Here is a 25,298-nt window from a genome sequence, read left to right on the forward strand (position 1 = left end):
TCGGCAGCGCGACCAAACTGGTCTCGGCGGAGAATCATTGGTTGCCCGAGTTCTCCTGGAGTGCGACCGCCGCGCTCACGAGGGAAGCAGCCACGACTGCTGCGCCTTCGTCGCTGATCTCCGGCTGAGTCGCAGGCGGTGGCGTCTTGGGATTGAAAAGAGTTGGCCGCCCCGGGAAGTACTCTTGCCGGACCCACTCGTTGCTATCAGCGAAGGCACGATCGTAGTAGCGCCACACGTAGTCAGGTTGGCTGTATCGAGGAGAGTTAAAGAATGGCTCGACAAGATTTCGATAGACAAACTGTCGTAACCGACTGAGGTCTTCCTTATTGAGGTAAGTGTGGTCCCTGGCTAGGACATCGTTGACGTGGTTCATCACTGTGATACCAGTATGCGAGATTTGAGCGTTGGCTCGCGGGAGCTGAACGAAGTCCTCGTAATCGGGAATGCCGGCGGCTGCCAAGAAGTCGGTTGTCAGGGAGCCAGCAATGAAACTACTCGACTCAAACACTCGCGGAGTCACAACTGATCCGCCAAAGACTCCCGCCCAATTCTTCATAGTGGATCGGTGGTCACAGATCAGGTCAAGATAGGGGCTCAGCGGCTCTTGTTGAAGCGACTTGTTGTGCTGTGCTGCGGTAGATGCCATCGAGTTAGCGATGTCGGCAGGATTTCGCAGATAGACGATTACAAGCGTGGGTTCTAGCCCAAACTTTTCCAGCAGGATCTTCAGATCTTCAATGAGCTCACGTGACTTCAACCTGGAGTGCAGCCGTTCGGCCGAGCACAAGATTGTGTCGTAGACAGCGGCCGTCTCCAATATTTTTTCAATGTGTGGCCGTGCCTGCGAGTACCGCTGCGGCCAGCGAACCAACTGCCACAACAGATTTCCCAGACGTTTGCTATACCAAATTTCACGCTCCAACAGCAACTTCCGGTTGGCTTTCAGGTTCGACTGAATTGAGGTGGATCCAGTCTTTTCCGTGCCGATATGAAGGATAATTTTCGTCACGTCGGTGACCATCCAAACCAGCTCGGATCCAGCTTGATCTTCCGCACCATTCCCAGCATCCGCAGGAAGGGAATCTCGCGCTTGGGCAACATATAGAGCTTTGTGTACAACTCCAACAGGCCATCGTCATCTTGTTGTTCGTCCAACCGAACAAACTCATCCCATTGGTACTGTCTGTCGCTGTAGCCGTGGCCAACGAACTCGGAGCGTCCCCGCCATTTACGCTTCCAATCGTCGAAGGACGCGGCATCGAAGTGGAGCACCCACATGCTGCCGCTTGGCTCTCTGCGGAACCTCTCTTCGTCGACTTCTCGAGGGCGATGAATCCCCATGCGACGTACAACGCCGTTCGGCTTCACTATGGCTTTGCCGCTTACGTGCCCTCGGAAGAATCTTCTTGGCTCCACTTTCGAGAATCCCGTGGTCAGGTGAAGGCGTTTCGCTTTCCGATACTTCTTTCTGTTGTGCACGCGGAAGAGTGACACATCTTGAAAGGGTCGGGAGATATTGGGATTCGGGGGAATCGCCTCAAGGACTCTCAACTGGAGGACCGTCAAACCCTCTGACTCTCGGGCTATCGACTCGTGCAACCCGTCAGGTGCGTACACCAGTTCGTCACTGTCGATGAAGATGATCCAGTCAAGATCCTCCGACCTAGTTCGCAATAGCCAATCTGCATTAGCTGTTTGTCGGGGTGGAACCCGCGCGGGCCTTTCCCCCTTTGGCCCCACACCCGACCAATGCGCTGCGTCACATCTGAACACGGTGACACCTTCAACACCGTCAAGCGCGTCCGCCGCCACATCAGTCGGATCGTCAAAGAACAAGATGATTTCATCGACACCTAGGTGGCGGTGGTATGAGACAAACTGGAAAGTCTGCTCCGGCGTTGTCTTTAAGACGGTGGCTGTTGCGACCCGTGGTCGCGAACCCGCAATAGCGTCCGATGGACCCTTTTCCATTTTGGCTCGCATTTACTCAGATCTTCCTTTGGGTCTTCACGCCAATCGACGATCACCCGACAATGAAACATCAATCGCGACAATCGTAGTATGCGAGTGGCATTTGGCGTCCTACCTAGCCACTCCTCGCCCCCAGAAATCTGCAACTGGGGGCCCGGCTGCCACGACGATCAGCAAACCCGTAGGTAGCGAAGCCGCCCCCACCCGGTCAACGCACTTCACACTAACCGGCACCTGCGACCCAGATTCAAGTCGAATCCCGCTGTAGTACTCTCTACTCGTGGAACTGGGAGCCATCCCCGAGTCGGGTGTCTTGCTGCACATTGGTGTGATGAAGACCGGAACTACCAGTCTTCAACGAGATCTGTTGGGTTCACTTGGGCAGTTGCAGCGGTCCAACATCTTGGTGAAGACACCAGACACCTGGTACAAGAACTACAGTCTGATGGACGGCAAACCTGCGCGAGAGCAGGCCTGGCAGGAACTCGAACAAGAGATTTCGGGTCACACTGGCCGGGTAGTCATTAGCAACGAATCGATCTGCGCGGCAACTGCAGAACAGGCAGAGCGGCTCGTCAGTCGGCTAGACCGGCCGGTGACGGTCATGGTTTCCATGCGCTCCATGTCCGATCTACTGCCGTCTACCTGGCAGCAGCGGATCAAGATGTGCAGGAGCCTAAAGCTGTCGTACCAAGATTGGCTCCGTGAGATTATTGCGGACGAGCAGCGCTCGAACGCTGTCTTTTGGGAGAAACAGGATCTCGCCAAAATCCTGCAAAATTGGGGGGCCGCAGCAGGTGAAGAGAACCTTGTCTTCGTCATGGTCGACAAGAGGTCTCCCGATATCCTTCCTCGAGTGACTGAACGGTTGCTGGGTCTAGAGCAAACAACGCTAGGAGTCGACGGAAAGCCCCGGGAATCGAATCAATCCTTGTCGTACGACGCAGCAGAGCTCCTGCGACAAGTGGTTCTAGAATCAGGGCTACCCACCAGGGATAAGCAACGCAAGCTCTCCAAACTCCTTCGCCGAAGACTCGCGCAATCAGAACAAATCCGCGAATCAATTCCGATACCCACGTGGGCTGCAGATGGCATCCGGCCGGTGGCCGCAAGCTTCGCAGCTGATCTACGCGCCTCAGCTGCCACTCTCATCGGAGACGTCGATCAACTGGCTGTACCGACTCGCCCGACTGTCGATTCACTTCCAGAACCAAGTTCAGTCCCATTCCCCTACGCACTCATCGCAAGCAAAGCGGCCCTGGACTTCGGTCTAGGCAAGCGGTCCGCCAAGTCTTCTGAATCTGAGACCAGTTCGACAGAGCGGCGCTACCGGAAACTGCTCAAGAGTGCTAGGTCTCGGTCCAAGTAGGCCCGAGCAGCAACGATCACTGTTCCAAGGGGTCCTCGGTTCCCATTCCCGCCTCGCCAGTGACCCGGCTACCCAGTAACGGTGGCACCCCAACGGACTCGCTGGGCGACTTTATCCCGCTGCCAAGTGGTGCGTGCGGATCGCCGTGCTCACTCGTAAGCGAAGAGTTCCGGCAGCACCTCGCTGTGGACGGCTCGTAAGATATCCAGCGGCAAAACCACGGTCTCGCCGTAGACTCGGTCTACGGCGAGAACCTGCTGATCGGCGTGGCCGTGATCAGCGCCCAGCCCACTATCCACCGCTCCGATCCGTACCGCTGGCAATCGACGAGCAGCGCACATGCTGGTGAAGCGCTGTTCCTCGCTGCGGGGTAGTACCACGACGGCTCGACCGGCGGACTCACTGAACAGCTGCACGAACGGGTCGATGTCATCTGGGATCCACACTCGAGCACCCACGTCTGCCAGCAGCGCCATCTCGGCCAACGCCACCGCAACACCGCCATCGGAAACATCGTGGGCGGCGCTGATCATGCCGTCCCGACTACCCGCCACCAGCACCTCAGCTAGGAGTTGCTCCCGTTCCAGATCAACCGCCGGCGGGGTACCACCAAGCTGACCGTGCACAACGTGCGCCCACTCCGAGCCACCGAACTCATCCCGAGTGTCACCCAGTAGGTAGATCACTTCGCCATCGGCTTGCCAGGCCTGCGGGGTGCGACGCTCGACATCGTCGATGACACCGAGAACCCCCACCACCGGGGTCGGATGAATCGCGACATCGCCGGTGGAGTTATAGAACGATACGTTGCCGCCCGTCACTGGGGTCCCCAACTGCAAGCAGCCGTCCGCAAGCCCACGAGCGGCCTCGGCGAACTGCCACATCACGCCTGAGTCTTCCGGTGAGCCGAAGTTCAGACAGTTAGTCACCGCCAGCGGTACCGCACCGGTGACTGCGACGTTGCGATAGGACTCAGCCAGAGCCAGTTGGGCGCCAACGTAAGGGTCTAGTTTGGCGAACCGACCGTTGCAGTCGGTGGAGATCGCCACACCACGGCCGGTGTTCTCGTCGATACGGATCATGCCGGAATCCTCTGGCTGTGCCAGCACCGTGTTACCCCGGACGTACCGGTCGTACTGGTCGGTGACCCAGGACTTATCTGCCAGGTTCGCGGAACCCAACAATTGCAGCAGCGTGCTACCGATATCGGCCGCGGTGCTGGGCCTAGTCAGGTCTTGGGGTCCGGCGGCCTGCAGTTGATCGAGGTAGTCCGGGCGTTGCATGGGGCGTTCGTAGACCGGGCCGTCGTGGGCAACGCTGCGCGGCGGAACGTCCACGATCTGCTCACCGTGCCAATCGACGGTGAGTCGACCGCTGTCGGTGACCTCTCCGATCACGGTGGCCTCGACATCCCATTTCCCACAGATCGCTAGGAAGTCTTCGATGTGCTCTGGCGTGACTACCGCGCACATCCGCTCCTGGGATTCACTCATCAGGATTTCTTCGGGGCTGAGCGTCTGATCGCGCAATGGCACCCGATCCAGCCATACGTGCATGCCACCGTCGCCATTACTGGCTAGTTCACTAGTCGCACACGAAATGCCAGCACCACCCAGGTCCTGGATGCCCTCAACTAGACCGGCGTGCAGCACCTCCAGCGTGCACTCGATCAGCAATTTCTCCATGAACGGGTCGCCGACCTGAACACTCGGTCGTTTTGCGGGTCCGTCCGCCTCGAAGGTCTCACTGGCCAACACCGACACGCCACCGATGCCGTCACCACCGGTGCGAGCACCGTAGAGCACCACGAGGTTGCCTAGGCCTTTGGCGCTAGCTAGATGAATGTCCTCGTGCTTCATCGCCCCAACACACAAAGCGTTGACCAGCGGATTTCCCTGGTAGCAGGGGTCGAAGACCACTTCACCGCCGATATTGGGCAGTCCCAGGCAATTGCCGTATCCACCGATGCCGGCGACCACCCCGTGGACAACACGGTGGGTGTCCAGCTCCTTAGGGTCACCGAACCGGAGTGGATCCATCACTGCCAGCGGTCGGGCACCCATGGAGATGATGTCGCGGACAATGCCGCCGACGCCGGTGGCTGCTCCCTGGTGGGGCTCCACGTAGGAGGGATGGTTGTGGCTTTCCACTTTGAAAGTGACGGCCCAGCCATCGCCGATGTCCACCACGCCAGCGTTCTCACCAATACCGACCAGCAGCGCATCGCTCTTCGGCGCTTTCTCGCCAAACTGCCGCAGGTGAACCTTGCTGGATTTGTAGGAGCAGTGCTCGCTCCACATCACCGAGTACATGGCCAACTCACTGGAGGTCGGTCGGCGCCCGAGGATTTCCCGGATGCGCTGATACTCATCCGCCTTCAAACCGAGTTCGGCGAACGGCTGCTCCATGTCGGTCCCGGTAGTGGCCGCTGAGACGGTATCCAAACTCATCGCAACCCTCCACTTCCGACCAGACTGTTAAGTACTGATTCAAAGAACCCGCGGCCATCCGTTCCCGGTGCGCCAGTCAGCGGGTCGATCGCGTGTTCCGGATGAGGCATCAAACCGACCACGTTGCCGCTTTCATTGCAGATGCCGGCGATGTCGCGGAAAGAGCCGTTGGGGTTGCCACCGATGTAGCGCACCACCACCCGACCATCCGTTTCGAGTTGATCCAACGTAGCGTCGTCGGCAACGTAGCGGCCTTCGCCGTGCTTAATCGGGATGAGGATTTCCTGCGACTCATCGTAGGAGTTGGTCCATGCGGTGCGACTGTTGTCCACCCGCAGCCACTGATCTCGGCAGACATAGTGCAACGACTCGTTGCGCGTGAGCGCTCCCGGCAGCAGATGTGATTCACACAAGATTTGGAATCCGTTGCAGATGCCCAGTACGGGCATTCCTTGTCCAGCGGCCGCAATGACTTCAGACATGATCGGAGCGAAACGGGCGATCGCACCGCACCGCAGGTAGTCGCCATAGGAGAATCCACCTGGCACCAGCACGGCGTCGACGCCATCCAACGAATCGGAGGCGTGCCACACCGGCTGGGCAGAAAGTCCAGCAGCATCAAGAGCTCGACGGGAGTCCAGATCATCCAGCGAACCGGGAAAGGTGATGACTCCGACGGAAGCGGTCACTGCTCGTTCTCCAGGCGCAGTGTGTAGTCCTCAATCACCGGGTTAGCCAGTAACTCGGCAGCCAACCGGTCTACCGCCGCAGCTCGTTCCGCTTCCACGGGACCGTCGAGAGTTATCTCGAACCGTTTGCCCTGCCGGACATCGGCCACTCCCTCCAGACCCAATCTCGCCAGGGCCGCTTGGATCGCCCGACCTTCCGGGTCGAGAATCTCCGGCTTCAACATGACATCAACAACGACGCGAGTCACAACCACTCCAGGGTCACGGTGAGGTCCGCGGTTGCGAACCAGTACCAGCGTAACTGTGCCGACTGCCGCCGCCGCGCAGGCGTGGCCTGCGCAGTGGCATCAGTCGTGCTCAGTGGTGACCACCGCCCGATCGGGGTGGCGAGCCCGGTACCGCCACTCCGCCACCACCTGAATGACCAAGACAATGACGATGACCGGAACTAGGACTAAAACCACGAGATAGCTGAACGGCTGCAAGGCGTCGTGCTCCTGGGTGCGCAGCAGCAAAAACAGCATGTAAACCAGATAGCTGATCAGGAACAACGCCCCCTCGATCCGAGAGATTCGGCTTCGAACGTAGGCGACCGGCAACAGCAGCAACGCCACCCCGGTCATGACGAAGAAGTCGAAGTAGGCCGCTCCGGGCGCGACGGGGATGCCGCCGGGGACCAATATCGCAGCCAACCCCAAAACACCACCCAAGTTGAAGATGCAGGAGCCCACCACATTGCCCACGGCGAGGTCGGTCTTGCCGCGCCGGACTGCCGCCACACTGGTGGCCAGTTCCGGCAGCGAAGTCCCAACTGCAACCACGGTGATCCCGATAACGACATCACTGATGCCGAGTGACACCGCTATGGATTCCGCTCCTGCGACGAGTACACCCGCCCCGATGACCAACAGACCTACACCAAACCCGACCAGCACCACGCTGGCTGCCACCACCCGAGATTGGGGCCAGCGGCTCACATCGACTGGCCCTAGCGTCAACTCGGCAGGCTCACTTGGCACGCGTTCACGAGTCCTAAATGCAGCCACCAGGTAGATCAGCAAGGCTAGGAAAAGGACACCACCCTGCCACCGTTGCACTGCGCCACCGAATGCGAAGAAGGTGGCCAGCACGGAAATACCGATCAGGATCGGGACGTCGAACCGCAACAACTGGCGGTCCACCACCACAGTTGCCAACGCAGCAGTTGTTCCGAGCACCAACAGGACATTGGCAATATTGCTCCCGACGAGATCCCCGACTGCCAGGCCAGGTAGATCAGCGAGCACCGCATCCATGGTCACAGCGAACTCCGGTGCCGAGGTCGCGCTCGACACCACCGTTAGTCCCACGACCAAAGGGGAAAGACCTGCCGCTGTGGCGATGTTGCCCGCGCCGCGGACCAGCACCTCACCGCCGAGAACGAGAAGAACTAAGCCGCCGACGATCCCGGCGAGCGCCTCGGGGCTCATGATCTCAGGCTAATGGTCAGTTGGGCTCGCGTGTCGGCGGGCGCAGAGATCAGTTGTGACCCATTCGGAGTAACTAATCTCAAGAGAGCCTCAAGATTGATTGTTTAGCCTTTACCCCCACCAGATTTCGAGGGAGAAGATGAACACGTCGATATTTCGACAACGGCGCTAGGGAGAAATGGTGCATCCATCCCGGATCATTCCGCGACTAACGACTACTGAGCGGTCCGTCGCTCTCCCAAGTGGCGTTCAACTCGTGGCGGGCAACCGCTCACCACAAACCAGTACCGGCGGAGGACAGACTGGTGAACACCTCAGAAACCAACGAACAACCTGATCAGTCGATCTTGCGGGACGTGAGTGACGTCGCGGAGACACGTGAATCCAAACGGCTAGATCGCTTACGCAAACTTGCCTTGATTCTGGTGATTCCGGCGGCGCTGTTGTACTGGCGCATTAGCGTTGGTGAGCCGTTTACGCTGACGGGCCTCAGCCTGCCGCAGATTGATCCGATCTACTTGATGATGGGGGTCTTCTTCCTCTTCATGTTGATCTTCCTGTTTGCCATGACTTTAGGTGCAGGCAGATCACCCCACGTGCTCTACCGACCCGAGCAACTCGAAATTGGCTTGGACGATGTCGTTGGCATTGAGCCGATCAAAGAAGACATCAACCGATCGGTCGATCTGTTCCTGGCCCACAAAACCTTTGCTCGCGAGATGGGCGGCACCCCGCGTCGCGGTCTATTGTTCGAGGGTCCGCCCGGAACCGGGAAGACCTACATCGCCAAGGCCATCGCGCGAGATGCCGGGGTTCCGTTCCTGTTCGTCAGTGCCACCAGTTTCCAATCTATGTACTACGGCGCAACCAGTCGCAAGATCCGTTCCTACTTCAAGTCACTGCGCAAGGTCGCCAGATCTGAAGGTGGGGCCATCGGCTTCATCGAGGAAATTGATGCGATTGCAATGGCACGATCTGGGCTTAACAGCTCAGCCCTCCCCGAGCAGCAAGACAAGTCAGTTGTCCACAAAGCTGTGTCAGAAGGAGTCGGTGGTGTTGTCAACGAACTGCTCATCCAGATGCAGTCCTTTGATGAGCCGGTCGGCTGGCAAAACTTTCAATCCTGGCTGATTGACAAAGCCAACCTGTTCTTGCCTGCCGGACACCAGTTATCTCGCCCGAAGGTCGACCGCGCCAATATTCTGCTCATCGCGGCCACCAACCGTGCCGACAATCTCGATCCGGCGCTGCTGCGACCGGGTCGCTTTGATCGACGGATCGCATTTGAGCCACCTGCACTGGCGGGCCGGCTACTACTGATTGACCATGCGCTCGATCGCTGCCGCCACGACGCCGAACTGGACGCCCCACAGGTGCGGGCAGCAATTGGTGCGGTCACACAGGGCTACACCCCGGCCATGCTGGAGCACCTGTTCGATGAGGCGCTGGTCAACGCACTGCGCCGTGGGGCCAATGCCCTCGATCGCCGAGATGTGGAACAAGCCAGGCTCACCGAAGAGGTAGGCATGGGTCAACCGGTCGCCTACACCGACCATGAGCGGCGGCTGATTGCCACCCATGAAGCCGGGCATGCCACCATCGCTTATTTGGTCGCGCCCTATCGGCGGCTGGATATCTTGAGCATCATCAAGCGCAAGGATGCCCTCGGCATGCTGGCACACGGCGATTCCGAGGACGTATTCACTCGTTCGCAGTCAGAGATGACCGCGATGATCCAGATCGCGTTTGGCGGCCAGATTGCCGAGGAAATCTTTTTCGGCGAAGTCTCCACTGGCCCGAGCAGTGATCTCACCTACGCCACCACAGTGGGCAGTCAAATGATTGGCTCCTGCGGGATGGGTAACTCTTTGATCAGCCTGCAAGCAGTTTCCGGGTCCCAATCCTCCAACACGAACCTTGTCGGTCGGGTGCTGGCAGACAAGGAATCCCGGCAAGAATTAGAGGAACTGCTGACTTCACTCAAAGAAAGCGCCGCCAGCCTGATGCGGGAGAACAAACACGTGGTGGAGGCGTTGCGAGATGCGCTCCTAGACCGTCACGAGTTGATCGGTTCCGAGATTCTGGATGTGATCGAAGCGGCCAACCAGTCGGTGGCTCTGCTTCCCGCTCAGCAGCAAGCAGACTAGCGCGCAATGGCTCAATGCGGCAGCGGGTTAGCAGCAGCCTGTTGTCTAACTAGGGGGTCGGCGTGCACGGGCCGCGGTAGATTTTGCGGTTGACTTCACTACCGTCTGGGAGAACAACCGACGTGCACTGAGCCGCTTCGAAATTGGAATTGCTGATTCGACTTCCGGTTGTATCCACCCGCCAAAAGAACGCTCCGGTCAAGTCAGAACCAGCAAGATCTACCTTCTTGAGGTTGCTTTCGACAAACGTCACCCCGCGCATAGATGCTTTCCGCAGCTTTACATTCTTCTTCATCGTGGATTGTTCATAGTTCGACTTGTTCATGTTGGACTTGGAGAGGTTCGTGCGGAGGAGATCGACTTGCAATGTCACCATCTTTCGAAGATCCGCGTCCCGCAAGTCCACGTCGCGCAAAGTCGCCTGTTTGACTAACGCCTTGTGAAAGGACGCTCCCTTGAGCGAACTGTCGGCGAGAACGGATTGGTAGACCTCTGACTTGCTGAAGTTCGCGCTCTTCGCGCTGACCTGCTTGAAGTCAGATCGGATGAAGTGCGCATCCTTGAGGTTGGCGCCATCGAGTTTGACCCTGGTCATTGGGCATTGGAAGATCTCCACCCCTTCCAGATCCGCTCCGCTGAGGTCAACATCGGTGAGTGAGCAGCGGTACAGCAAGGCACCTTTGAGTGAGATCCCCCGCAGATCCACTCCGTTGAGAGTGATATCCGTCAGATCCGCCTTGTCACAGTCGGCTCCCGGCGCGAAGTTGCAGGGCAGCCCAGGGTCGTGACCGGCTGAAGCGTCCCCGTGATTCAAACCCGGCAGCAGCGCTGCCACCAGCAAGGCTACGACTGCGAGCGCAATGGATGAGGGCTTCAGCGCAGGTATCGGGGAACTCTTCATGAAGATGACGCTACCTCTGCTGAGTCATGTGAGTCAGGCTAAATCGGATATTCCGGCCATCCTGGATGAATCACTCAGGTAATCGGACTCCCGAGCAGCCGCTAGCCAGAAAAATCTGAACCGACGAGTTGTCGGTAGGCCTCTCGATACCTCGCAGCAGTCTGCTCAACGATCTGATCGGGAAGTGGCGGCGGCGGTTCATCGCTGCTCGGTGACCAACCGGATTCCGAAGACTTCAGCCAATCCCGAGCGAACTGTTTATCGAAGGATGGCTGGCTGCGGCCCGGTTGCCAGGTGTCCAATGGCCAGAATCGGGAGGAATCTGGGGTCAGCACCTCATCAGCCAGGATCGCGCCGCTGCCGTCAGCGCGATGTCCAAACTCGAACTTGGTATCGGCGACAATAATGCCCCGGTCGCGGGCGACCTCCTCTGCCCGGGAGTAGACCCGCAGCGACAACTCCCGCAACTGGGTTGCCGTCTGCCGACCGACAACTTCCTTCATCTGTTCAAGGGAAATGTTTTCATCATGGTTGCCGATGTCAGCCTTGGTGGCTGGCGTGAAGATCGGTTCCGTCAATGCATCGCCTTCGACCAAGCCCCCCGGCAACGGCACGCCACACACCTTGCCCGATTCGTTGTAGTCCGCCAGACCGGAGCCAGCCAAGTAGCCACGCACAACGCATTCCACTGGATAGATCTGCAACGTCTCGCACACCACGGCTCGACCTCGAACCCGGTGGGGAACTTCCGTTGAGATCACGTGGTTAGGAACGATATCGCTCAGCTGGTCGAACCACCACAGACTCATTTGGGTCAGAATGGCGCCCTTATCCGGGATCGGTGTTGGCAACACCCAGTCGTAAGCGGAAATCCGGTCGCTGGCCACGACCAGCAGATTGTGGTCAGGGGTGGCAAACAGATCTCTTACTTTTCCGGAATAGGCGTGCCGATAGCCCTCCGGTAGATCTAGGTCACCGGCAGTAGGTCTAGGCGGCAGCGGCAGCCACGGCGTTATCACCCTAAAGCGTAACCAGGTGAGTGGCGCTATCGGCTCAACGTCACCTGTCACTTCCTCAGCCCGAGCTGATGCTGCCGATTGCCATTCCGCTAGCGAAACGACTGTTGACCCTTCTGCTTCCGCCTGCGCCCAGGTGGCGGTCACTATCGTGGTACTCGCCGCATCCACTACCTCAGCCACCATTATGGTCGCGTCGCTTTCGTCAACTAGGCGAAACTTCTCCCCCGGGAGCCAAGCCCGGCTCTGGTCCGCGACGAAAATCGCCACCCGATCGCCACTAAGAATTTGCTCCTTGAGCTCCGGACCGACAGCGCCGCCAAGAGCCGCGACTTTGATCGTGGGCAGTTGCTCCTGCTCGCTCACAGAATTTCTCCTGGTTGGTAGTTGGCGGCCCGCGGGTGCTCGGCAACGATTGCGGCAATCCGATCTGCCACGGTGCGTACCTGGCTCGACGCGTCTCCAGTGAACGTCATCGGATCAGCTAGTACGGTCTCGATCTGCTCAGTCGAAAGCCCTAGTCGATCATCTGACGCCAGCCGCTCGATCAAGTCATTGTCAGCACCGGATTCGCGCATCGCTAGCGCGACCGCAACTGCGTTCCGTTTGATCGCCTCGTGCGCCTCTTCGCGACCAACACCGTTACGAACGGCAGCCATCAGTACCTTCGTAGTAGCGAGGAAGGGCAGGTAGCGGTCGCGTTCGGTTGCAATCACCGCCGGATAGGCACCGAAGTCGCGCAGGATTGTCAGGAAAGTTTCAAACATGCCGTCCGCTGCAAAGAAGGCATCCGGCAGCATCACCCGGCGGACCACCGAGCAGGACACGTCCCCTTCGTTCCACTGCGCCCCAGCCAAGTCATTGGCCATGGTCGCGTAGCCCCGCAGTAGCACCATGAACCCGCCGACGCGTTCGCAGGATCGAGCATTCATCTTGTGGGGCATCGCCGAGGATCCAACTTGCCCCGGCTGGAACCCCTCGGTGGCGAGTTCCTGTCCTGCCATCAATCGAATCGTGGTGGCAAGCGAGGCCGGACCGGCCGCTACTTGGGTGAGCGCGCCCAGCACTTCCGCATCCAGCGATCGCGGATACACCTGACCGACGGAAGCGAGCACTCGCTGGAACCCCAGATGAGCGGCGACGCGCTCCTCTAACTCGGACAACTTGTTGGTATCGCCACCCAGCAGATCCAGCATGTCCTGGGCGGTCCCCATCGGCCCTTTGATGCCCCGCAACGGCAACTGACCAATCAGTCTCTCCACCCGCTCGTAGGCGACCAGGAGCTCTTCGGCGGCTGACGCGAATCGTTTGCCTAGGGTGGTCATCTGGGCCGCGACGTTGTGGGAACGGCCGGCCATCGGCACCTCACTGTGCTGCACCGCAAGATCGGCCAACATCGCCAACGCAGCCACCATTTTGTCCCGGATCACCACCAGCGAATCTCGGACCTGCATCTGCTCGACGTTCTCGGTCAGATCGCGACTGGTCATCCCCTTATGAATGTGTTCGTGTCCAGCGAGTGAGTTGAACTCCTCGATCCGGGCCTTCACATCGTGTTTGGTTACCAGTTCACGGCGAGCAATTGCGGCGAGGTCAACGACGTTCAACTGCTTCTCGTAGTCAGCAGCTACGCCTTGGGGGATGTCCACGCCAAGATCGGCTTGTGCCGCCAGCACCGCTAGCCACAACTGCCGCTCCAACACGATCTTGTGCTCCGGCGACCAGATGTCGGCCATCGGGTCTGAGGCGTAGCGCGAGGCCAAAACATTTCCGATGTCCAAAGAACTCACGCTTCTATCATCCTCTCTCAACTACCGCTTTGCGCTAGCAGTATCCCGCTACTCGATCGAACCGGGTCATTGGTCTTCGTCGCGATCCTGATCCGTCCCTCAGCCGGGCAACACGATTGCGCCGAGCCGAGCCGCCCGGGCGATATCGCTACGGTGATGCGAGCCACGGATCTCGATTCGATCGATGCCCTGGTAGGCCCGATCAGCAGCCTCTGCGAGATCTGCGCCTCGTGCGGTGACACTGAGTACTCGACCGCCACTGGTGACCAACCCACTTTCACCGGTCGCAGTCCCCGCATGCACCACTGCTACTTCGGTGACTTGCTCAGCCTCGGGGATACCTGTGATCGAATCACCAGTCTGGACCGAAACCGGGTAGCCCTTCGCCGCTACCACGACACACACCGCTGCCCCATCGGACCAGACCGGATCCGGTTGCTGGCCCAGACTTCCTGCAGCTGCGGAACGCAGCAGCGGAAATAGCGGACTATCCAGCAGTCGTAGCACCGCTTGGATCTCGGGATCGCCGAAGCGAGCGTTGAACTCGACCACTTTCAAACCGCGGCTAGTCAGCGCCAGCCCGCAGTACAAGACACCCGCGAATGGAGTTCCGCGGCGGGCCATCTCTGTGATCGTGGGTCGTGCCACCTGAGTCATGATCTGCTCAACCAAATCGGGGGGCGCCCACGGGAGTGGGGTGTAGCTGCCCATACCGCCAGTGTTCGGTCCGGCATCGTCATCCCCCACCCGCTTGTGGTCTTGCGCGGGGAGCAGTGGCACTGCATCGGCACCGTCGGTGATGACGAAGAGTGATACCTCGGGTCCGTCGAGAAACTCTTCCACCACAAGACTGCTGCCCTTGCTGAGACATTCTTGGGCGTGCCGCAGCGCAGCAGCACGATCGTCGGTCACCACGACACCCTTGCCACCGGCCAAACCGTCATCCTTCACCACGTAAGGAGCGCCGAAACAGTCCAGCGCGGCTACAACCTGATCCTCATCGGTGCAGGTCACACTCGCCGCGGTGGGAACGCCAGCAGCAGCCATGATTTCTTTCGCGAAGGCCTTGCTGCCCTCCAGTTGCGCGGCAGCGGCACTCGGGCCGAAACACAACAACCCCCGGCTCCGGATTTCGTCCGCAGCACCATTGACCAACGGCAGTTCCGGACCGATCACGACGAGATCGAACTCACCGTGCGCTGCCAGATCAGCTACTGCTACCGGGTCAGCGACGTCAACCGGCAGCACGGGAGCGACCGCAGCGATGCCAGCATTGCCTGGCGCCGCAACTACCTGCTCAACACCGGGATCGCTGAGTAATTTGCTTACCAACGCGTGTTCTCGGGCGCCGGACCCAACGACCAGAACCTTCACGCGTCTGGTCCCAGTCCAAGCCGAAACCTACGACCGCTCACCCGCTCTGGGACTATTTCGACGAAGTTGTTCTTGGGACCAGCGTTCCACGGGGTCAGTGGCAACTCTTCTAACATCGCCGACTCTTCGTCGGATTCCACGATGCGCGCCGTTCCCTGCACCACAACACTCCACGCTTCACCGGTTTCGGGGAGGTAGCCATCTACCTCGTAGGCGACCTTGGAATTCACCGCAACTGAGACCAGCTTGGAACCCTCAGCGGTTCGAAACAGCAACCGATTGTCGTGGTGGAGGTGGTTCACGGGGAAGATGTCCGGAAGTCCGGCTGGTGCTACTGCGAGCCGGCCGTGGGCTTCCCGGGCGAGCATTTCCCAGCAGGACGATTCGTCCAAAATTTGGATTCCATTGCGGGGGTCAATCTCCATAGTTCGATCCTCCCAGACCTAGTACGGGGGCTCACTCGCCCCCCGATGTTGCGCCGCTGACACCTCAATCCAATAGATCATGCAACACGATGGTGGCGTCTCGGTCGGGTCCCACCCCAATAGCCGAAATTCGCGTGCCACTGACTTGTTCAAGGAATTCTACGTAGGACTGCGCATTCGGGGGCAGGTCGTTGAAGTCTCGGACTTCGGAGATGTCCTCTTGCCATCCTGGCAGGAGCTCGTAAATGGGCTCTGCGCCGTGGAAGTCGCTTTGGGACGGCGGCAATTCCTCCGTGGTACCACCGTCGATGCGGTAGCCCACACATACCGGGATCTTTTCCCAACCACTGAGGACGTCCAGTTTGGTGAGGAAGAAGTCAGTCAGTCCGTTCACTCGACCGGCAAAGCGCGCAATCGGCGCGTCAAACCAGCCACATCGGCGGTCCCGGCCAGTAGTCACCCCGAACTCGTGGCCAATAGTGCGTAGCCGTTCGCCGTCCTCGTCCAGCAGTTCGGTCGGAAACGGCCCCGATCCCACGCGAGTGGTGTAGGCCTTGAGAATCCCCACGACGCGGTTGATCCGGGTGGGACCGATGCCGGCACCGGTGCAGGCACCACCCGCAGTTGGGTTGGAGGAGGTGACAAACGGGTAGGTGCCATGGTCGACATCCAGCAGTGTTCCCTGCCCGCCTTCCAACAGCACTACCCGATCAGCATCGAGTGCCTTGTTGAGCACTTGGGAGGTGTCGACCACCATGGGACGCATCCGATCGGCGAACTCCAGCAGGTAGTCGGTGATCTCCGCAACCGAAATCTCGCGTCGGTTGTAGATCTTGACCAGAATCTGATTCTTCAGATCGAGGGCTGCTTCGACCTTTTGCTGCAGGATGGATTCGTCGAAAAGGTCCTGCACCCGAATGCCTAGCCGTGCGACCTTGTCGGCGTAGGTGGGCCCGATTCCGCGGCCGGTAGTCCCAATCCGGGATTTTCCGAGGAAGCGTTCGGCAACTTTGTCCAAGGTCACGTGATACGGGGTGATCAAGTGGGCATCTGGGCTGATCAGTAGCCGAGAGGTATCAATCCCCTGCTGCTGAAGTCCGGCGATCTCCTCAAACAAGACACCTGGATCCACCACCACACCGTTGCCGATGACGGGGGTGCAGTCCGGGGACAGGATTCCGCTGGGCAGCAGGTGGAGTGCAAAACTCCGCTCGCCCACCACTACGGTGTGGCCAGCGTTGTTTCCACCCTGGTAACGCACCACGTACTCGACCCGGCTACCGAGCAGGTCCGTGGCCTTTCCCTTGCCCTCATCGCCCCATTGGGCGCCGACGAGCACGATTGCAGGCATCAGTCGCAGCCTTTCTTTTCAACTGCAGCATTCAGTGAGTGAGCGTAACGCACCGGGACGACTGCGTGGTCAGAAAGCACACCCACCCAGCTCCAACAGCTGGAATGGCGCATCCCCACCCGACAGCGGCCGGCGTCGTTGCAGGTCAGATCTTGGTGCCCGCGGAACGCAAATCCTCACAAGCATGTACCACCCGAGCAGCCATACCTGCTTCGGCAGCCTTACCCCAAGCACGCGGGTCATACTTCTTTTTGTTGCCGACCTCGCCGTCGATCCTGAGTACTTCGTCGTAATAGCGGAACATGTGGTCGGCCACCGGTCGGGTGAAGGCGTACTGGGTGTCAGTGTCGACGTTCATTTTCACCACACCGAAATCCAATGACTCCCGGATCTCGGACAACAGCGATCCGGAGCCACCGTGGAACACCAGATCAAACGGCTTCTCCACCCCATAGTTCTCGCCGACTGCTTTTTGGATGGTGTCCAGGATTTTCGGCTGAAGCTTGACGTTGCCAGGCTTGTAGACCCCATGAACATTGCCAAAGGTCGCAGCCACCATGTAGCGGCCCCGCTCACCCAGCCCCAGTTTGGCGGCGGTTGCTAGGCCATCCTCTGGTGTGGAGTACAACTTGGCATCCTGCTTTGCTTCGATGCCGTCTTCCTCACCACCGACTACCCCGATCTCCAGTTCCATGATGATGTTGGCCCGATGGCACTTATCGAGGAGTTCCTCGGCGATATCCAAGTTCTCGTCTAGGGGGATAGCCGAGCCGTCCCACATATGCGACTGGAACAGCGGTAGCTCCCCCTTGGCAACCCTTTCCAGTGAGATATCGACCAGCGGGCGCATGTAGCCGTCGAGATGCTGCTGCGGGCAATGGTCGGTGTGGAGCGCGATATTCACGGGGTACTTATCCGCGACCGTGTGCGCGAAGGCGGCTAGTGCCTCTGCCCCGAGCACCATGTCTTTAACGGTTTGGCCAGACGCGTATTGCGCACCACCCCAGGAAAACTGAATGATGCCGTCACTTTCGGCTTCGGCAAATCCTTGTAGCGCCGCCACGATCGTCTGTGACGACGTGCAGTTGATGGCGGGATAGGCGAACTTGCCGGCTTTGGCCCGGTCCAACATTTGTGCGTAGACCTCGGGTGTTGCAATGGGCATGGGATCTCCACTTCTTGCGGTGCGCCGTAATCCTTGCAGACTGGACCCGGTGAGGCAGAGCCGGTCTGCATGCCAGAACAAATCGGAGCCACTTGCGTCGTTTGATGGACAATGATGCTGTGTTGGACATTCTCACTCGACTGGGGACTGCAGCCGCTACCGGTTTGCTCGGTCTGCCGGAATCAGTGATCCGTCGCCTGGCCGGCTCGCCCCACAGCATGGATGGTGAGACGTTACAGCCAGCCGTGCAGATGATGCTTCGAATGAATCAGGCAGTCGCCGTGGCCGGTACGGGCAGCAGCTCGGTAACTCGGCGTCGACAGGATATGGTCCGGGGCGCCAAACTGGCTATGACACCGCCGCGGCAGGTCGCCGTGGCCGAGTTAACCATTCCCACATCCGCGACAGCACTACCCGCACGCCGGTATCGGGATCGAGGCTGGTCCGATGCAGCCCGACCGGTGATCATGTATCTACATGGTGGGGGCTGGGTGGTAGGTGATCTCGACAGCCACGACGCCGTCTGTCGACAACTCGCGCTAGGCAGCGGCTGCACGGTCGTGTCCGTGGCTTACCGACTGGCTCCGGAACATCCATTCCCGGCTGCCGTCATTGACGCTGTCGCCGCCTTTCGCTGGCTACGAGACAACCCGCAGCCGGAAGATCTCCCTGGGATCGTCGCCGTCATGGGTGATAGCGCTGGTGGGAACCTGGCGGCAGTGACCTCGATGGCCATGCGGGACGCCGGCGAGCAGCTTCCGGCAGCCCAGGGCCTGATCTATCCGGGTACAGATCTGCGCATGGGCATGCCGTCGATTAACAAGTTCGCCGACGGTTTCTTCCTCACCAAAGCAGACATGGAGTGGTACCGCAGCCACTACGCGCCGGACCCAGAACAGTGGCGCAACCCGCAGGTCTCACCGCTGCTGGCCGGTGATCACCGCGGACTGCCCGCCACGGCGCTGTGGACTGCCGGGTTTGACCCGCTGCGAGACGAGGGCTCCGCCTACGCACAACAGCTTCGTGACAGCGGCATTATGGTTCAGGAGCAGTGCTTCACCGATCAAGTGCACGGTTTCGCCAACATGGGTTTTCTTCCCGGTGGGGCGGCGCGAACCCGCAGTCTCGGGCAGCAACTGGCCACCCTGATCCACAGTCAACTGTGAGCCGCTATCGCTGATTCGGCGACAACTCGGCTTCGTCCAGGTTGGCCAGCGTCACCCCAGAGGCGGCCGGTCTACCAGCAAAAAGCCCCCCATCTACTGGAAGCACCGCACCGTTGATGTAGTCAGCGGCGGGGCTGGCCAGGAAGAGGATGACATCTGCCAGTTCCGTTACCCGCGCTAGCCGCTTGGCCGGTATCTGTTCAATCTTTCCGCTCAGCACATCGAGGTCACTCCAAAATTCCCGACCCATATCGGAAAGAAAAATGGTGGGGCAAATGACGTTGGATCTCACCCCGTGCGGCCCCAACTCGGTTGCCAGGCAAGTACTGAGCATTTGCAGGGCTGCCTTCGATACCGAGTAGGCCAACGAGCCTCTACTTGGTCGGAGACCGCTGTGCGAAGAGACGCTGATGATTCTTCCCCAACCGCGCTCCATCATCGGCACTGACAACGCTTGGCTCAGGAGAAAGGGTGCGGTCACGTTCACCGCCATTGTTGCCGACCAATCCGCCGGGTCAATTTCAGCCAGCGAGCCTGGATGGGCCACCCCAGCGCAGTTCACCACAATGTCCCATTGGCTCCTAGTGGCGTCGGCAATCACGCCCTGCACACCTTCCGTTGTGGCCAGATCGCCGGTAAAGGCCATTACCCGTTGCCCAGGGGTGGCGCGGTGCTGTTCAACATCAGTCACGGCGGCCGCTACCGATTCTGGTTGCCGACCCAGTAGTCCCACGTCGGCGCCAGCACGGGCTAGGGCTCGTGCACTCGCAAGACCTAGCCCGCGACTGCTCCCGGTCACGAATGCTCGCCTGCCGGATAGATCGACCTGTAATGCCTGAGTCATGGCCTCAGCGTAGGGAGAATATCGCCCTGCTGGCAGATCGAAGCCGGGGATTTAGCTTGCGCAGCGACAGACAGTGGCTCGAGTAGGCCACAATCGAATCATGGCTACCTCGCCTCGGCGCCCAAAACTCGCGCACGTTGCGATGCATGCCGGGGTCAGTCTCGGGACCGCGTCGGATGCCTTACGCGGCAAAGGCCGCATGAGTGACGAGACTCGCCGGCGAATCATCGCGACTGCTGAGTCCATGGGCTAGCGCCCCAGTGCGCAAGCGCGTGCGCTCGCCACCGGGCACAGCCAGATCGTGGCACTTGTCGTTCAGGACCACGACACCGCCGCGGCGCCCCGAATCTATTGGCCAAAGTTGCAGGCCGAGTTCACTGAGCAACTGCTGGCTCGCGGTTTCGTCGCCTGCACCATGAGGCTGCAGGATCTAGCACAACTCGATGGTCTGCCTTTTGACCTGATCGTATTTGCACACCTGCGGGTGGGGGACGACCTACCCGCAGAAATCCGGCGCAACTACCGGGTAGTGGATATCGACTTCACCAGTGACTCCCGCTCAACAGCAGATCTGCGGGGTCAATTTGAACGACTCTGTTCCTGGACCCTTGACGCCCTTGCCGAGCGGGGATCCAAGCAACCAGCGCTGTTTCTCCCCCCTGGCGCAGACTCCCAGCACCCCGCCGCAGCCTGCTACCGGCAATGGTGTGCTGACCAGTCAATACCGCCAACGATGTTGATCTCGGAATCAGACCAACTAGCCGAAGTGCCCGAGACGACTGACGGGATTTTTTGGTGTTCTGCTAGATCCTGACTGGCTGGTGGATCAACTCACCCGCCAGGGCCGTGAGGTCAGCGCTTTACCGGTTATCACTCTCGGATCCGAGCCGCAGGGTTCGATGGCGCAGCAATCGATCGAGCAACTCACCCTGGATGGCGAGGACCTCGGCAAGCAACTCGCCGACATTGCTGGCGCCGTGATTGCTGGCCAGCCAGCCCAGCCACTGCGGCTGACCTGGCTGCTCGGCCCACGGAAATTTCCGGGCTAGCTGACCGGTGGCTGCTTTCGCAGGTTGCGCGAGTTGTCGCTAGAGCCCGGTCGTACCGTCGATAGTCTCTCGGAGCAGATCCGCATGACCATTGTGGCGGGCGTATTCCTCGATCAGGTGAACCAAGATCCACCGCAAACTTGTGGGGCCATCGAGTTTCGGATACTTCGCCAACGTGTTGAGATCAGCAATCTCGGCCACGATTTGGCGCGACTTCTCCACCTCCGCGTACCAAGCGGCGAAGTCCGCCGAGGGATCTGCATCAGCCAAGTCAGTGAAGTCCGCGTCGGCAATATCCTTGGACCAGTACAACGGCTTGATCCGCTCTCCTTGCAGTACTCGCTGGAACCAATGCCGCTCCACGTCCGCCAAGTGACGCACCAGTCCCAGCATGGTCAGGTTGGATGGCGGAACGCTCTGTCGCTTCATTCGCTCGGGATCGAGCCCTTCGGCCTTGCGCTCCAATGTGGCCCGGTGAAAGTCCAACCATCCCGTCAACATGCGTTTCTCGTCCGCCGTAGTGTCAATACCGGAATAGGCCATAGTGATCGCCACCTTTCCTGATCCAACTCTTGGACAGTTCATTTCGTAGCGAGTTGTCCGCTACCCAGCAACATCATGATCCTCACCACCGATCGTTGCTGAGTGAACGGCGGCACTGCGCCTCAATCTGGCGGCGTCAGGCAACGCAAGTCCCGTGCCGCCATCACTCGTCGAGCAGCCACCTGCACCGGATCCCAGACCAGCGAGAACGGTGGGGCGTAGGACAGGTCAACGTCAACCACGTCCGTTGCGGTCATGCCACTCCACAGGGCAGCGGCCGCGGTATCGATGCGCTTACCTGACCCAGGTCCGCCAACGATCTGATACCCCAGCAGTCGACACTCTGGTGAACCAGCCACGACCTTGACGGAAATCGGTGACGAACCCGGAAAGTAACCAGGTTTGGTGCGGGATGTAATAGTGGCCGTCACCGGGTTCAACCCCAAGTCAATCGCTTGTTGTTCACTGAGCCCGACCCGAGCGATTTCGGTATCCATAAACTTGGTGATCGCGGTCCCCAGAATCCCGGGAAAAGTGACGTCGAGACCAGAGATGTTGAGACCGATCACTCGACCGTGTTTGTTGGCGTGGGTTCCCAGCGGAACGTAGGCAGGTCGATCAGAAATTCGGTGATAGTTCTCGACACAGTCACCACCTGCCCAAATATTCGTCGTCCCGACGACCCGGCAATGATCGTCAATAGCGATCCCGCCCGAATCACCCACCGGCAGCCCTGCGGCCACGGCCAGTTCATTGCGCGGCCGAACACCGAGGCCGAGAAAGACAATGTCGGCGGGGTATTCCCCTGAAGCGGTACGAACAGCGGCGACCGTGCCATCCGCACCTGCCACAAACTCTGTTGCAGGCTCGTCACCGCGGAAATCAGCGCCGTGGTCGGACATGGCTTCGCGAATCAGCGTTCCCATGTCTGGGTCCATGACAGCCATCGGCTCTGGTGCTAAATCGAGCACGGTTGTCGCCAGGCCACGCATCACACAAGCCTCAGCCATCTCCAATCCAATGAAGCCAGCTCCGACCACCACCGCAGTGCGGGGTGACTCGGCAAGCGCATCGATGGCGGTCAGACCGTTGTCTAACGTGTGCACCCGATGAACGCCGGGCAGATCAATGCCTGGGATCGGCGGCGTGAGCGGCGCGGCTCCAGTGGCGATGATGAGGTGGTCGTAGGCAAGTTGTTGCTCATCGGCAGGCGCATCGACCGAAACCGCGGTAACGACCTGTGCAACGGGATCAATAGCCGTAGCTCGCACTCGGCTACGGACATCAATCCCTCTGGAGCGGTGCTCTTCGGGGCTACGGGCGACGAGGGCCTCCGGCCCGTCCGCTACCTCACCGGCAACCCAGTAAGGGATGCCGCAGGCAGAGTACGAGGTCCAGTCCTGCTCATTCACAACAACGATTTCGACGCTCTCGCCCAGTTTCCGTTTGATCTGACTGGCCGATGACATCCCGGCGGCATCGCCACCGATTACTACAACATGCACGGACCCCACACTGCCACGCTCGGTAGCAATACGCCCGGGAAGAGCCGTTTGGCCCCTAATCCGGCGGGTCGCCGGCGTGTTGACTGACCCAGGAGTGCATCGCAATCGCAGCGGCGGCTCCCACATTGATGCTTCGAGTGGAGCCAAAAGAAGCGATTGCCACGACGTCATTGCAGGCGGCCAGTGCCTCCGGTGACAATCCGGCACCTTCTTGACCGAACCACAACACGCACTCCTGGGGAAAGACGAACCCCTCGAGCGGCACCGAACCAGACACGTTGTCCAAACCAATGATCGGAATCTGAGTCCTCGCTGCCCATTCGGCCAGTTCTGCTGGCGATTCATGGTGGCGAATGTGTTGATACCGGTCAGTCACCATGGCTCCCCGCCGATTCCATCGCCGGCGACCCACCACATGAATCTCTGCGGCTAGGAACGCATTGGCCGTACGCACGATAGAACCGATGTTGAAATCGTGCTGCAGGTTCTCGATGGCTACGTGATACGGGAATCGGTGTTCATCCAAGTCCGCGACGATGGCTGTCATGCGCCAATACCGATAGCGATCCGCCACATTGCGGCGATCACCTTCGCGCAGCAGGTCCGGATCGAATCGGTCGTCCGTCGGCCACGGCAACGGGTGCGGGCCGACACCTACCGGCGGGGCCGACTCGGCGGATGACGGCGCACCGTCCTCCTGGTGAGCGGAGTCAGTCATCTCAGTCAGCGGAGACCGCCGGCTCCAACTGTTCGCTGTCGGGTGGCGCCCGATCGGCAATGCGGCCGCCTTCGCCCTGTAACTCGTAGCGGTGGGTGTAGATGTTCAGCAGCGAGAGCAGCATGGCGGAGACCGGAACTGCCAGGAAGGCACCTGCAACTCCGAACAGTGCGGCTCCCATCATCACCGAACCGAAAGCGACAGCCGGGTGGACGTTGACCGCCTTCGCGCTGATTTTCGGTTCGAAGGTCAGGTTCTCAACCTGCTGGTAGGCGATACCCCAAATCAACGCCAGCACACCAACTATGGGCTCGTCGCTCAGCAGACCGACCAAGACCGGCAGCGTAATTGCAATGTAGGTTCCGATGGTCGGGACGAACTGCGCCACGATGCCGGTCCAGATCGACAGCGCCAACCAGTTCGGCATGCCGATGATCAGGAATACGATGGCAGTTGTGGAGCCGTTAAGGAATGCCAGGATGACGCGCGCGCTAATGTAGCCGCCGGTCTTCTCGGCAGTGATGTCCCACACGTTAATCACCACGCTCTGCGCCCGGGGCGGGAACAGCGTAGCCAGCCAGCGGCGGAACCTCGGGGCATCAGCCGACAAGTAGAAGGTGAACAAACCAAAGGTGAAGACGCTGAATACGCCACCGAGGACCGAACCAAGAATCCCGATGGCCTGCCCACCCACCTCCTGGGCGACTTCGGCGAGATTCTCCGTGGAGATCCCGATGGATTCCAGGATCGCTTCTTGGTCCAGCTCAAGGTTGAACTGTTGATTCACCCAAGCGATCGTGCTGTCAACCAGACCCGGCAATGACTGGATCAGTCCCACGATTTGATCGAGCAGGAGCTGACCGAAAGCGATAGTGAACAGGATGACGAAAATCGCGAAACTGATCATCACAAGAATCGTCGCGACGCCACGCGGCATCTTGCGTGACATTCGGTTGACCGCCGGAGCCATAGCGATGGCCGCGAACCAGGACATCAGCACGGTGAAGATGACGTTCCCGCCGTCCTCCAAGATGAACCGGAGGAAGAGCGCCACGGCAACCGCGGCGAGTACCGCGAATGAGATTCGCCAAACGTTGCGGCTCTGCAGCACGATGGTGATGTCCCGGCCCTGCTTCTCCTCAGATGGAGCGTCTTGGGTTGTTACCGACATCGCACCTCCCTGGGCAACTTGCGCAACTCTTCGTTTCTTTCCGCACGAGGCATACAAATCTTGTGTGCATTACAGCACACCACAGCAGCGGGGTACGCAGAACAAGCACCCTGCCTTGTTAGGCTCAGATCACAATTCGACGTTACCGCTGCGCAACGCCGCACCGGTAGCTCCTAGTGAAA

24 protein-coding genes are annotated in these 25,298 nt (G+C 59.7%); 6 read left to right on the top strand and 18 right to left on the bottom strand.

What is annotated here, in order from left to right; all coding sequences use genetic code 11:
* Positions 1–34: 34 nt before the first annotated feature.
* Together K0U62_11095 and K0U62_11100 are read right to left on the bottom strand one after the other, a co-directional pair.
* Positions 35–1,012, bottom strand: coding sequence for a sulfotransferase domain-containing protein (locus tag K0U62_11095; protein MCH9802058.1), 978 nt, complete (start codon positions 1,010–1,012; stop codon positions 35–37).
* Entirely contained in the window at positions 1,009–1,986 is a 978-nt protein-coding gene (locus K0U62_11100) for a glycosyltransferase family 2 protein (protein MCH9802059.1), read from the bottom strand. Before K0U62_11100 ends, K0U62_11095 begins: the two co-directional genes overlap by 4 nt.
* Before the next feature lie 268 nt (positions 1,987–2,254).
* Between K0U62_11100 and K0U62_11105 the strand changes: the two genes are divergently transcribed.
* Positions 2,255–3,343, top strand: coding sequence for a hypothetical protein (locus tag K0U62_11105; GenBank protein MCH9802060.1), 1,089 nt, complete (start codon positions 2,255–2,257; stop codon positions 3,341–3,343).
* A gap of 149 nt (positions 3,344–3,492) precedes the next feature.
* On the opposite strand, the gene purL is transcribed toward K0U62_11105, so the two are convergent.
* The 4 genes from purL to K0U62_11125 all read right to left on the bottom strand — a co-directional run bounded on the left by purL (position 3,493) and on the right by K0U62_11125 (position 7,951).
* Positions 3,493–5,793 carry a phosphoribosylformylglycinamidine synthase subunit PurL gene (purL, locus tag K0U62_11110; protein ID MCH9802061.1) on the bottom strand — a complete coding sequence of 767 codons (2,301 nt, stop codon included), beginning with the start codon at positions 5,791–5,793 and terminating at the stop codon, positions 3,493–3,495.
* The gene (gene purQ / locus K0U62_11115; protein MCH9802062.1) at positions 5,790–6,482 is read right to left on the bottom strand and encodes a phosphoribosylformylglycinamidine synthase subunit PurQ; all 693 of its coding nucleotides are present in this window, start codon (positions 6,480–6,482) and stop codon (positions 5,790–5,792) included. The genes purL and purQ overlap by 4 nt, the downstream gene beginning before the upstream one ends.
* Positions 6,479–6,730 (bottom strand): phosphoribosylformylglycinamidine synthase subunit PurS, encoded by a 252-nt coding sequence (purS, locus tag K0U62_11120; GenBank protein MCH9802063.1) that lies wholly within the window; start codon positions 6,728–6,730, stop codon positions 6,479–6,481. Before purS ends, purQ begins: the two co-directional genes overlap by 4 nt.
* A gap of 99 nt (positions 6,731–6,829) precedes the next feature.
* Positions 6,830–7,951 carry a calcium/sodium antiporter gene (locus tag K0U62_11125; GenBank protein ID MCH9802064.1) on the bottom strand — a complete coding sequence of 374 codons (1,122 nt, stop codon included), beginning with the start codon at positions 7,949–7,951 and terminating at the stop codon, positions 6,830–6,832.
* A gap of 521 nt (positions 7,952–8,472) precedes the next feature.
* Between K0U62_11125 and K0U62_11130 the strand changes: the two genes are divergently transcribed.
* Positions 8,473–10,098: an AAA family ATPase gene (locus K0U62_11130; protein MCH9802065.1), complete on the top strand. Its 1,626-nt coding sequence runs from the start codon at positions 8,473–8,475 to the stop codon at positions 10,096–10,098.
* A gap of 49 nt (positions 10,099–10,147) precedes the next feature.
* Here the strand turns inward: K0U62_11130 and K0U62_11135 are convergent, their stop codons facing one another.
* The 7 genes from K0U62_11135 to fbaA all read right to left on the bottom strand — a co-directional run bounded on the left by K0U62_11135 (position 10,148) and on the right by fbaA (position 18,120).
* On the bottom strand, positions 10,148–10,999 hold the full coding sequence (locus K0U62_11135) for a pentapeptide repeat-containing protein (GenBank protein ID MCH9802066.1): 852 nt from the start codon (positions 10,997–10,999) through the stop codon (positions 10,148–10,150).
* Positions 11,000–11,100: 101 nt separating this feature from the next.
* On the bottom strand, positions 11,101–12,201 hold the full coding sequence (locus K0U62_11140; GenBank protein MCH9802067.1) for a phosphoribosylaminoimidazolesuccinocarboxamide synthase: 1,101 nt from the start codon (positions 12,199–12,201) through the stop codon (positions 11,101–11,103).
* 176 nt (positions 12,202–12,377) lie between these two features.
* Positions 12,378–13,796, bottom strand: coding sequence for an adenylosuccinate lyase (gene purB / locus K0U62_11145; GenBank protein MCH9802068.1), 1,419 nt, complete (start codon positions 13,794–13,796; stop codon positions 12,378–12,380).
* Positions 13,797–13,904: 108 nt separating this feature from the next.
* Complete coding sequence (purD, locus tag K0U62_11150; GenBank protein MCH9802069.1) at positions 13,905–15,179, bottom strand: phosphoribosylamine--glycine ligase; 1,275 nt, start codon at positions 15,177–15,179, stop codon at positions 13,905–13,907.
* On the bottom strand, positions 15,176–15,604 hold the full coding sequence (locus tag K0U62_11155) for a pyridoxamine 5'-phosphate oxidase family protein (protein ID MCH9802070.1): 429 nt from the start codon (positions 15,602–15,604) through the stop codon (positions 15,176–15,178). Before K0U62_11155 ends, purD begins: the two co-directional genes overlap by 4 nt.
* 64 nt (positions 15,605–15,668) lie before the next feature.
* Positions 15,669–16,955 carry an adenylosuccinate synthase gene (locus K0U62_11160; protein MCH9802071.1) on the bottom strand — a complete coding sequence of 429 codons (1,287 nt, stop codon included), beginning with the start codon at positions 16,953–16,955 and terminating at the stop codon, positions 15,669–15,671.
* A 145-nt stretch (positions 16,956–17,100) separates the two neighbouring features.
* A complete protein-coding gene (gene fbaA / locus K0U62_11165; GenBank protein MCH9802072.1) occupies positions 17,101–18,120 on the bottom strand; it encodes a class II fructose-bisphosphate aldolase in 1,020 nt (339 codons plus the stop codon).
* Between the two features lie 104 nt (positions 18,121–18,224).
* On the opposite strand from fbaA, the gene K0U62_11170 reads away from it, so the two are divergent.
* The gene (locus K0U62_11170; protein MCH9802073.1) at positions 18,225–19,286 is read left to right on the top strand and encodes an alpha/beta hydrolase; all 1,062 of its coding nucleotides are present in this window, start codon (positions 18,225–18,227) and stop codon (positions 19,284–19,286) included.
* Positions 19,287–19,290: 4 nt separating this feature from the next.
* On the opposite strand, the gene K0U62_11175 is transcribed toward K0U62_11170, so the two are convergent.
* Positions 19,291–20,130: an SDR family oxidoreductase gene (locus K0U62_11175; GenBank protein MCH9802074.1), complete on the bottom strand. Its 840-nt coding sequence runs from the start codon at positions 20,128–20,130 to the stop codon at positions 19,291–19,293.
* A gap of 100 nt (positions 20,131–20,230) precedes the next feature.
* Between K0U62_11175 and K0U62_11180 the strand changes: the two genes are divergently transcribed.
* The 3 genes from K0U62_11180 (at position 20,231) to K0U62_11190 (ending at position 21,179) form a co-directional block, all read left to right on the top strand.
* A complete protein-coding gene (locus K0U62_11180) occupies positions 20,231–20,383 on the top strand; it encodes a LacI family DNA-binding transcriptional regulator (GenBank protein MCH9802075.1) in 153 nt (50 codons plus the stop codon).
* Between the two features lie 48 nt (positions 20,384–20,431).
* Positions 20,432–20,944, top strand: a complete 513-nt coding sequence (locus K0U62_11185; protein MCH9802076.1) for a hypothetical protein — start codon at positions 20,432–20,434, stop codon at positions 20,942–20,944.
* 85 nt (positions 20,945–21,029) lie between these two features.
* Positions 21,030–21,179, top strand: coding sequence for a hypothetical protein (locus tag K0U62_11190; GenBank protein ID MCH9802077.1), 150 nt, complete (start codon positions 21,030–21,032; stop codon positions 21,177–21,179).
* Positions 21,180–21,218: 39 nt separating this feature from the next.
* Here the strand turns inward: K0U62_11190 and K0U62_11195 are convergent, their stop codons facing one another.
* From K0U62_11195 to K0U62_11210, 4 genes are all read right to left on the bottom strand, one after another.
* Positions 21,219–21,722, bottom strand: a complete 504-nt coding sequence (locus K0U62_11195) for a DinB family protein (GenBank protein MCH9802078.1) — start codon at positions 21,720–21,722, stop codon at positions 21,219–21,221.
* A 122-nt stretch (positions 21,723–21,844) separates the two neighbouring features.
* Complete coding sequence (locus tag K0U62_11200) at positions 21,845–23,353, bottom strand: FAD-dependent oxidoreductase (GenBank protein ID MCH9802079.1); 1,509 nt, start codon at positions 23,351–23,353, stop codon at positions 21,845–21,847.
* Positions 23,283–23,945, bottom strand: a complete 663-nt coding sequence (locus K0U62_11205; GenBank protein MCH9802080.1) for an RNA methyltransferase — start codon at positions 23,943–23,945, stop codon at positions 23,283–23,285. The genes K0U62_11200 and K0U62_11205 overlap by 71 nt, the downstream gene beginning before the upstream one ends.
* A 1-nt stretch (position 23,946) precedes the next feature.
* Complete coding sequence (locus K0U62_11210; GenBank protein ID MCH9802081.1) at positions 23,947–25,065, bottom strand: AI-2E family transporter; 1,119 nt, start codon at positions 25,063–25,065, stop codon at positions 23,947–23,949.
* Positions 25,066–25,298: the final 233 nt, after the last annotated feature.

This window comes from Actinomycetes bacterium, from assembly GCA_022599915.1.
Classification (GTDB): domain Bacteria; phylum Actinomycetota; class Actinomycetes; order S36-B12.

Bases quoted from the DNA above. Each gene is read 5' to 3' on its own strand.
- fbaA (MCH9802072.1), bottom strand. From the start codon at position 18,120: ATGCCCATTGCAACACCCGAGGTCTACGCACAAATGTTGGACCGGGCC.
- K0U62_11125 (MCH9802064.1), bottom strand. From the start codon at position 7,951: ATGAGCCCCGAGGCGCTCGCCGGGATCGTCGGCGGCTTAGTTCTTCTC.
- K0U62_11135 (MCH9802066.1), bottom strand. From the start codon at position 10,999: ATGAAGAGTTCCCCGATACCTGCGCTGAAGCCCTCATCCATTGCGCTC.
- K0U62_11200 (MCH9802079.1), bottom strand. From the start codon at position 23,353: ATGTGGGAGCCGCCGCTGCGATTGCGATGCACTCCTGGGTCAGTCAAC.
- K0U62_11190 (MCH9802077.1), top strand. From the start codon at position 21,030: ATGGCGCAGCAATCGATCGAGCAACTCACCCTGGATGGCGAGGACCTC.
- K0U62_11130 (MCH9802065.1), top strand. From the start codon at position 8,473: ATGATGGGGGTCTTCTTCCTCTTCATGTTGATCTTCCTGTTTGCCATG.
- K0U62_11195 (MCH9802078.1), bottom strand. From the start codon at position 21,722: ATGGCCTATTCCGGTATTGACACTACGGCGGACGAGAAACGCATGTTG.
- K0U62_11100 (MCH9802059.1), bottom strand. From the start codon at position 1,986: ATGCGAGCCAAAATGGAAAAGGGTCCATCGGACGCTATTGCGGGTTCG.
- K0U62_11160 (MCH9802071.1), bottom strand. From the start codon at position 16,955: ATGCCTGCAATCGTGCTCGTCGGCGCCCAATGGGGCGATGAGGGCAAG.
- K0U62_11175 (MCH9802074.1), bottom strand. From the start codon at position 20,130: ATGACTCAGGCATTACAGGTCGATCTATCCGGCAGGCGAGCATTCGTG.
- K0U62_11205 (MCH9802080.1), bottom strand. From the start codon at position 23,945: ATGACTGACTCCGCTCACCAGGAGGACGGTGCGCCGTCATCCGCCGAG.
- purL (MCH9802061.1), bottom strand. From the start codon at position 5,793: ATGAGTTTGGATACCGTCTCAGCGGCCACTACCGGGACCGACATGGAG.
- K0U62_11140 (MCH9802067.1), bottom strand. From the start codon at position 12,201: ATGGTGGCTGAGGTAGTGGATGCGGCGAGTACCACGATAGTGACCGCC.
- K0U62_11155 (MCH9802070.1), bottom strand. From the start codon at position 15,604: ATGGAGATTGACCCCCGCAATGGAATCCAAATTTTGGACGAATCGTCC.
- K0U62_11180 (MCH9802075.1), top strand. From the start codon at position 20,231: ATGGCTACCTCGCCTCGGCGCCCAAAACTCGCGCACGTTGCGATGCAT.
- K0U62_11170 (MCH9802073.1), top strand. From the start codon at position 18,225: ATGGACAATGATGCTGTGTTGGACATTCTCACTCGACTGGGGACTGCA.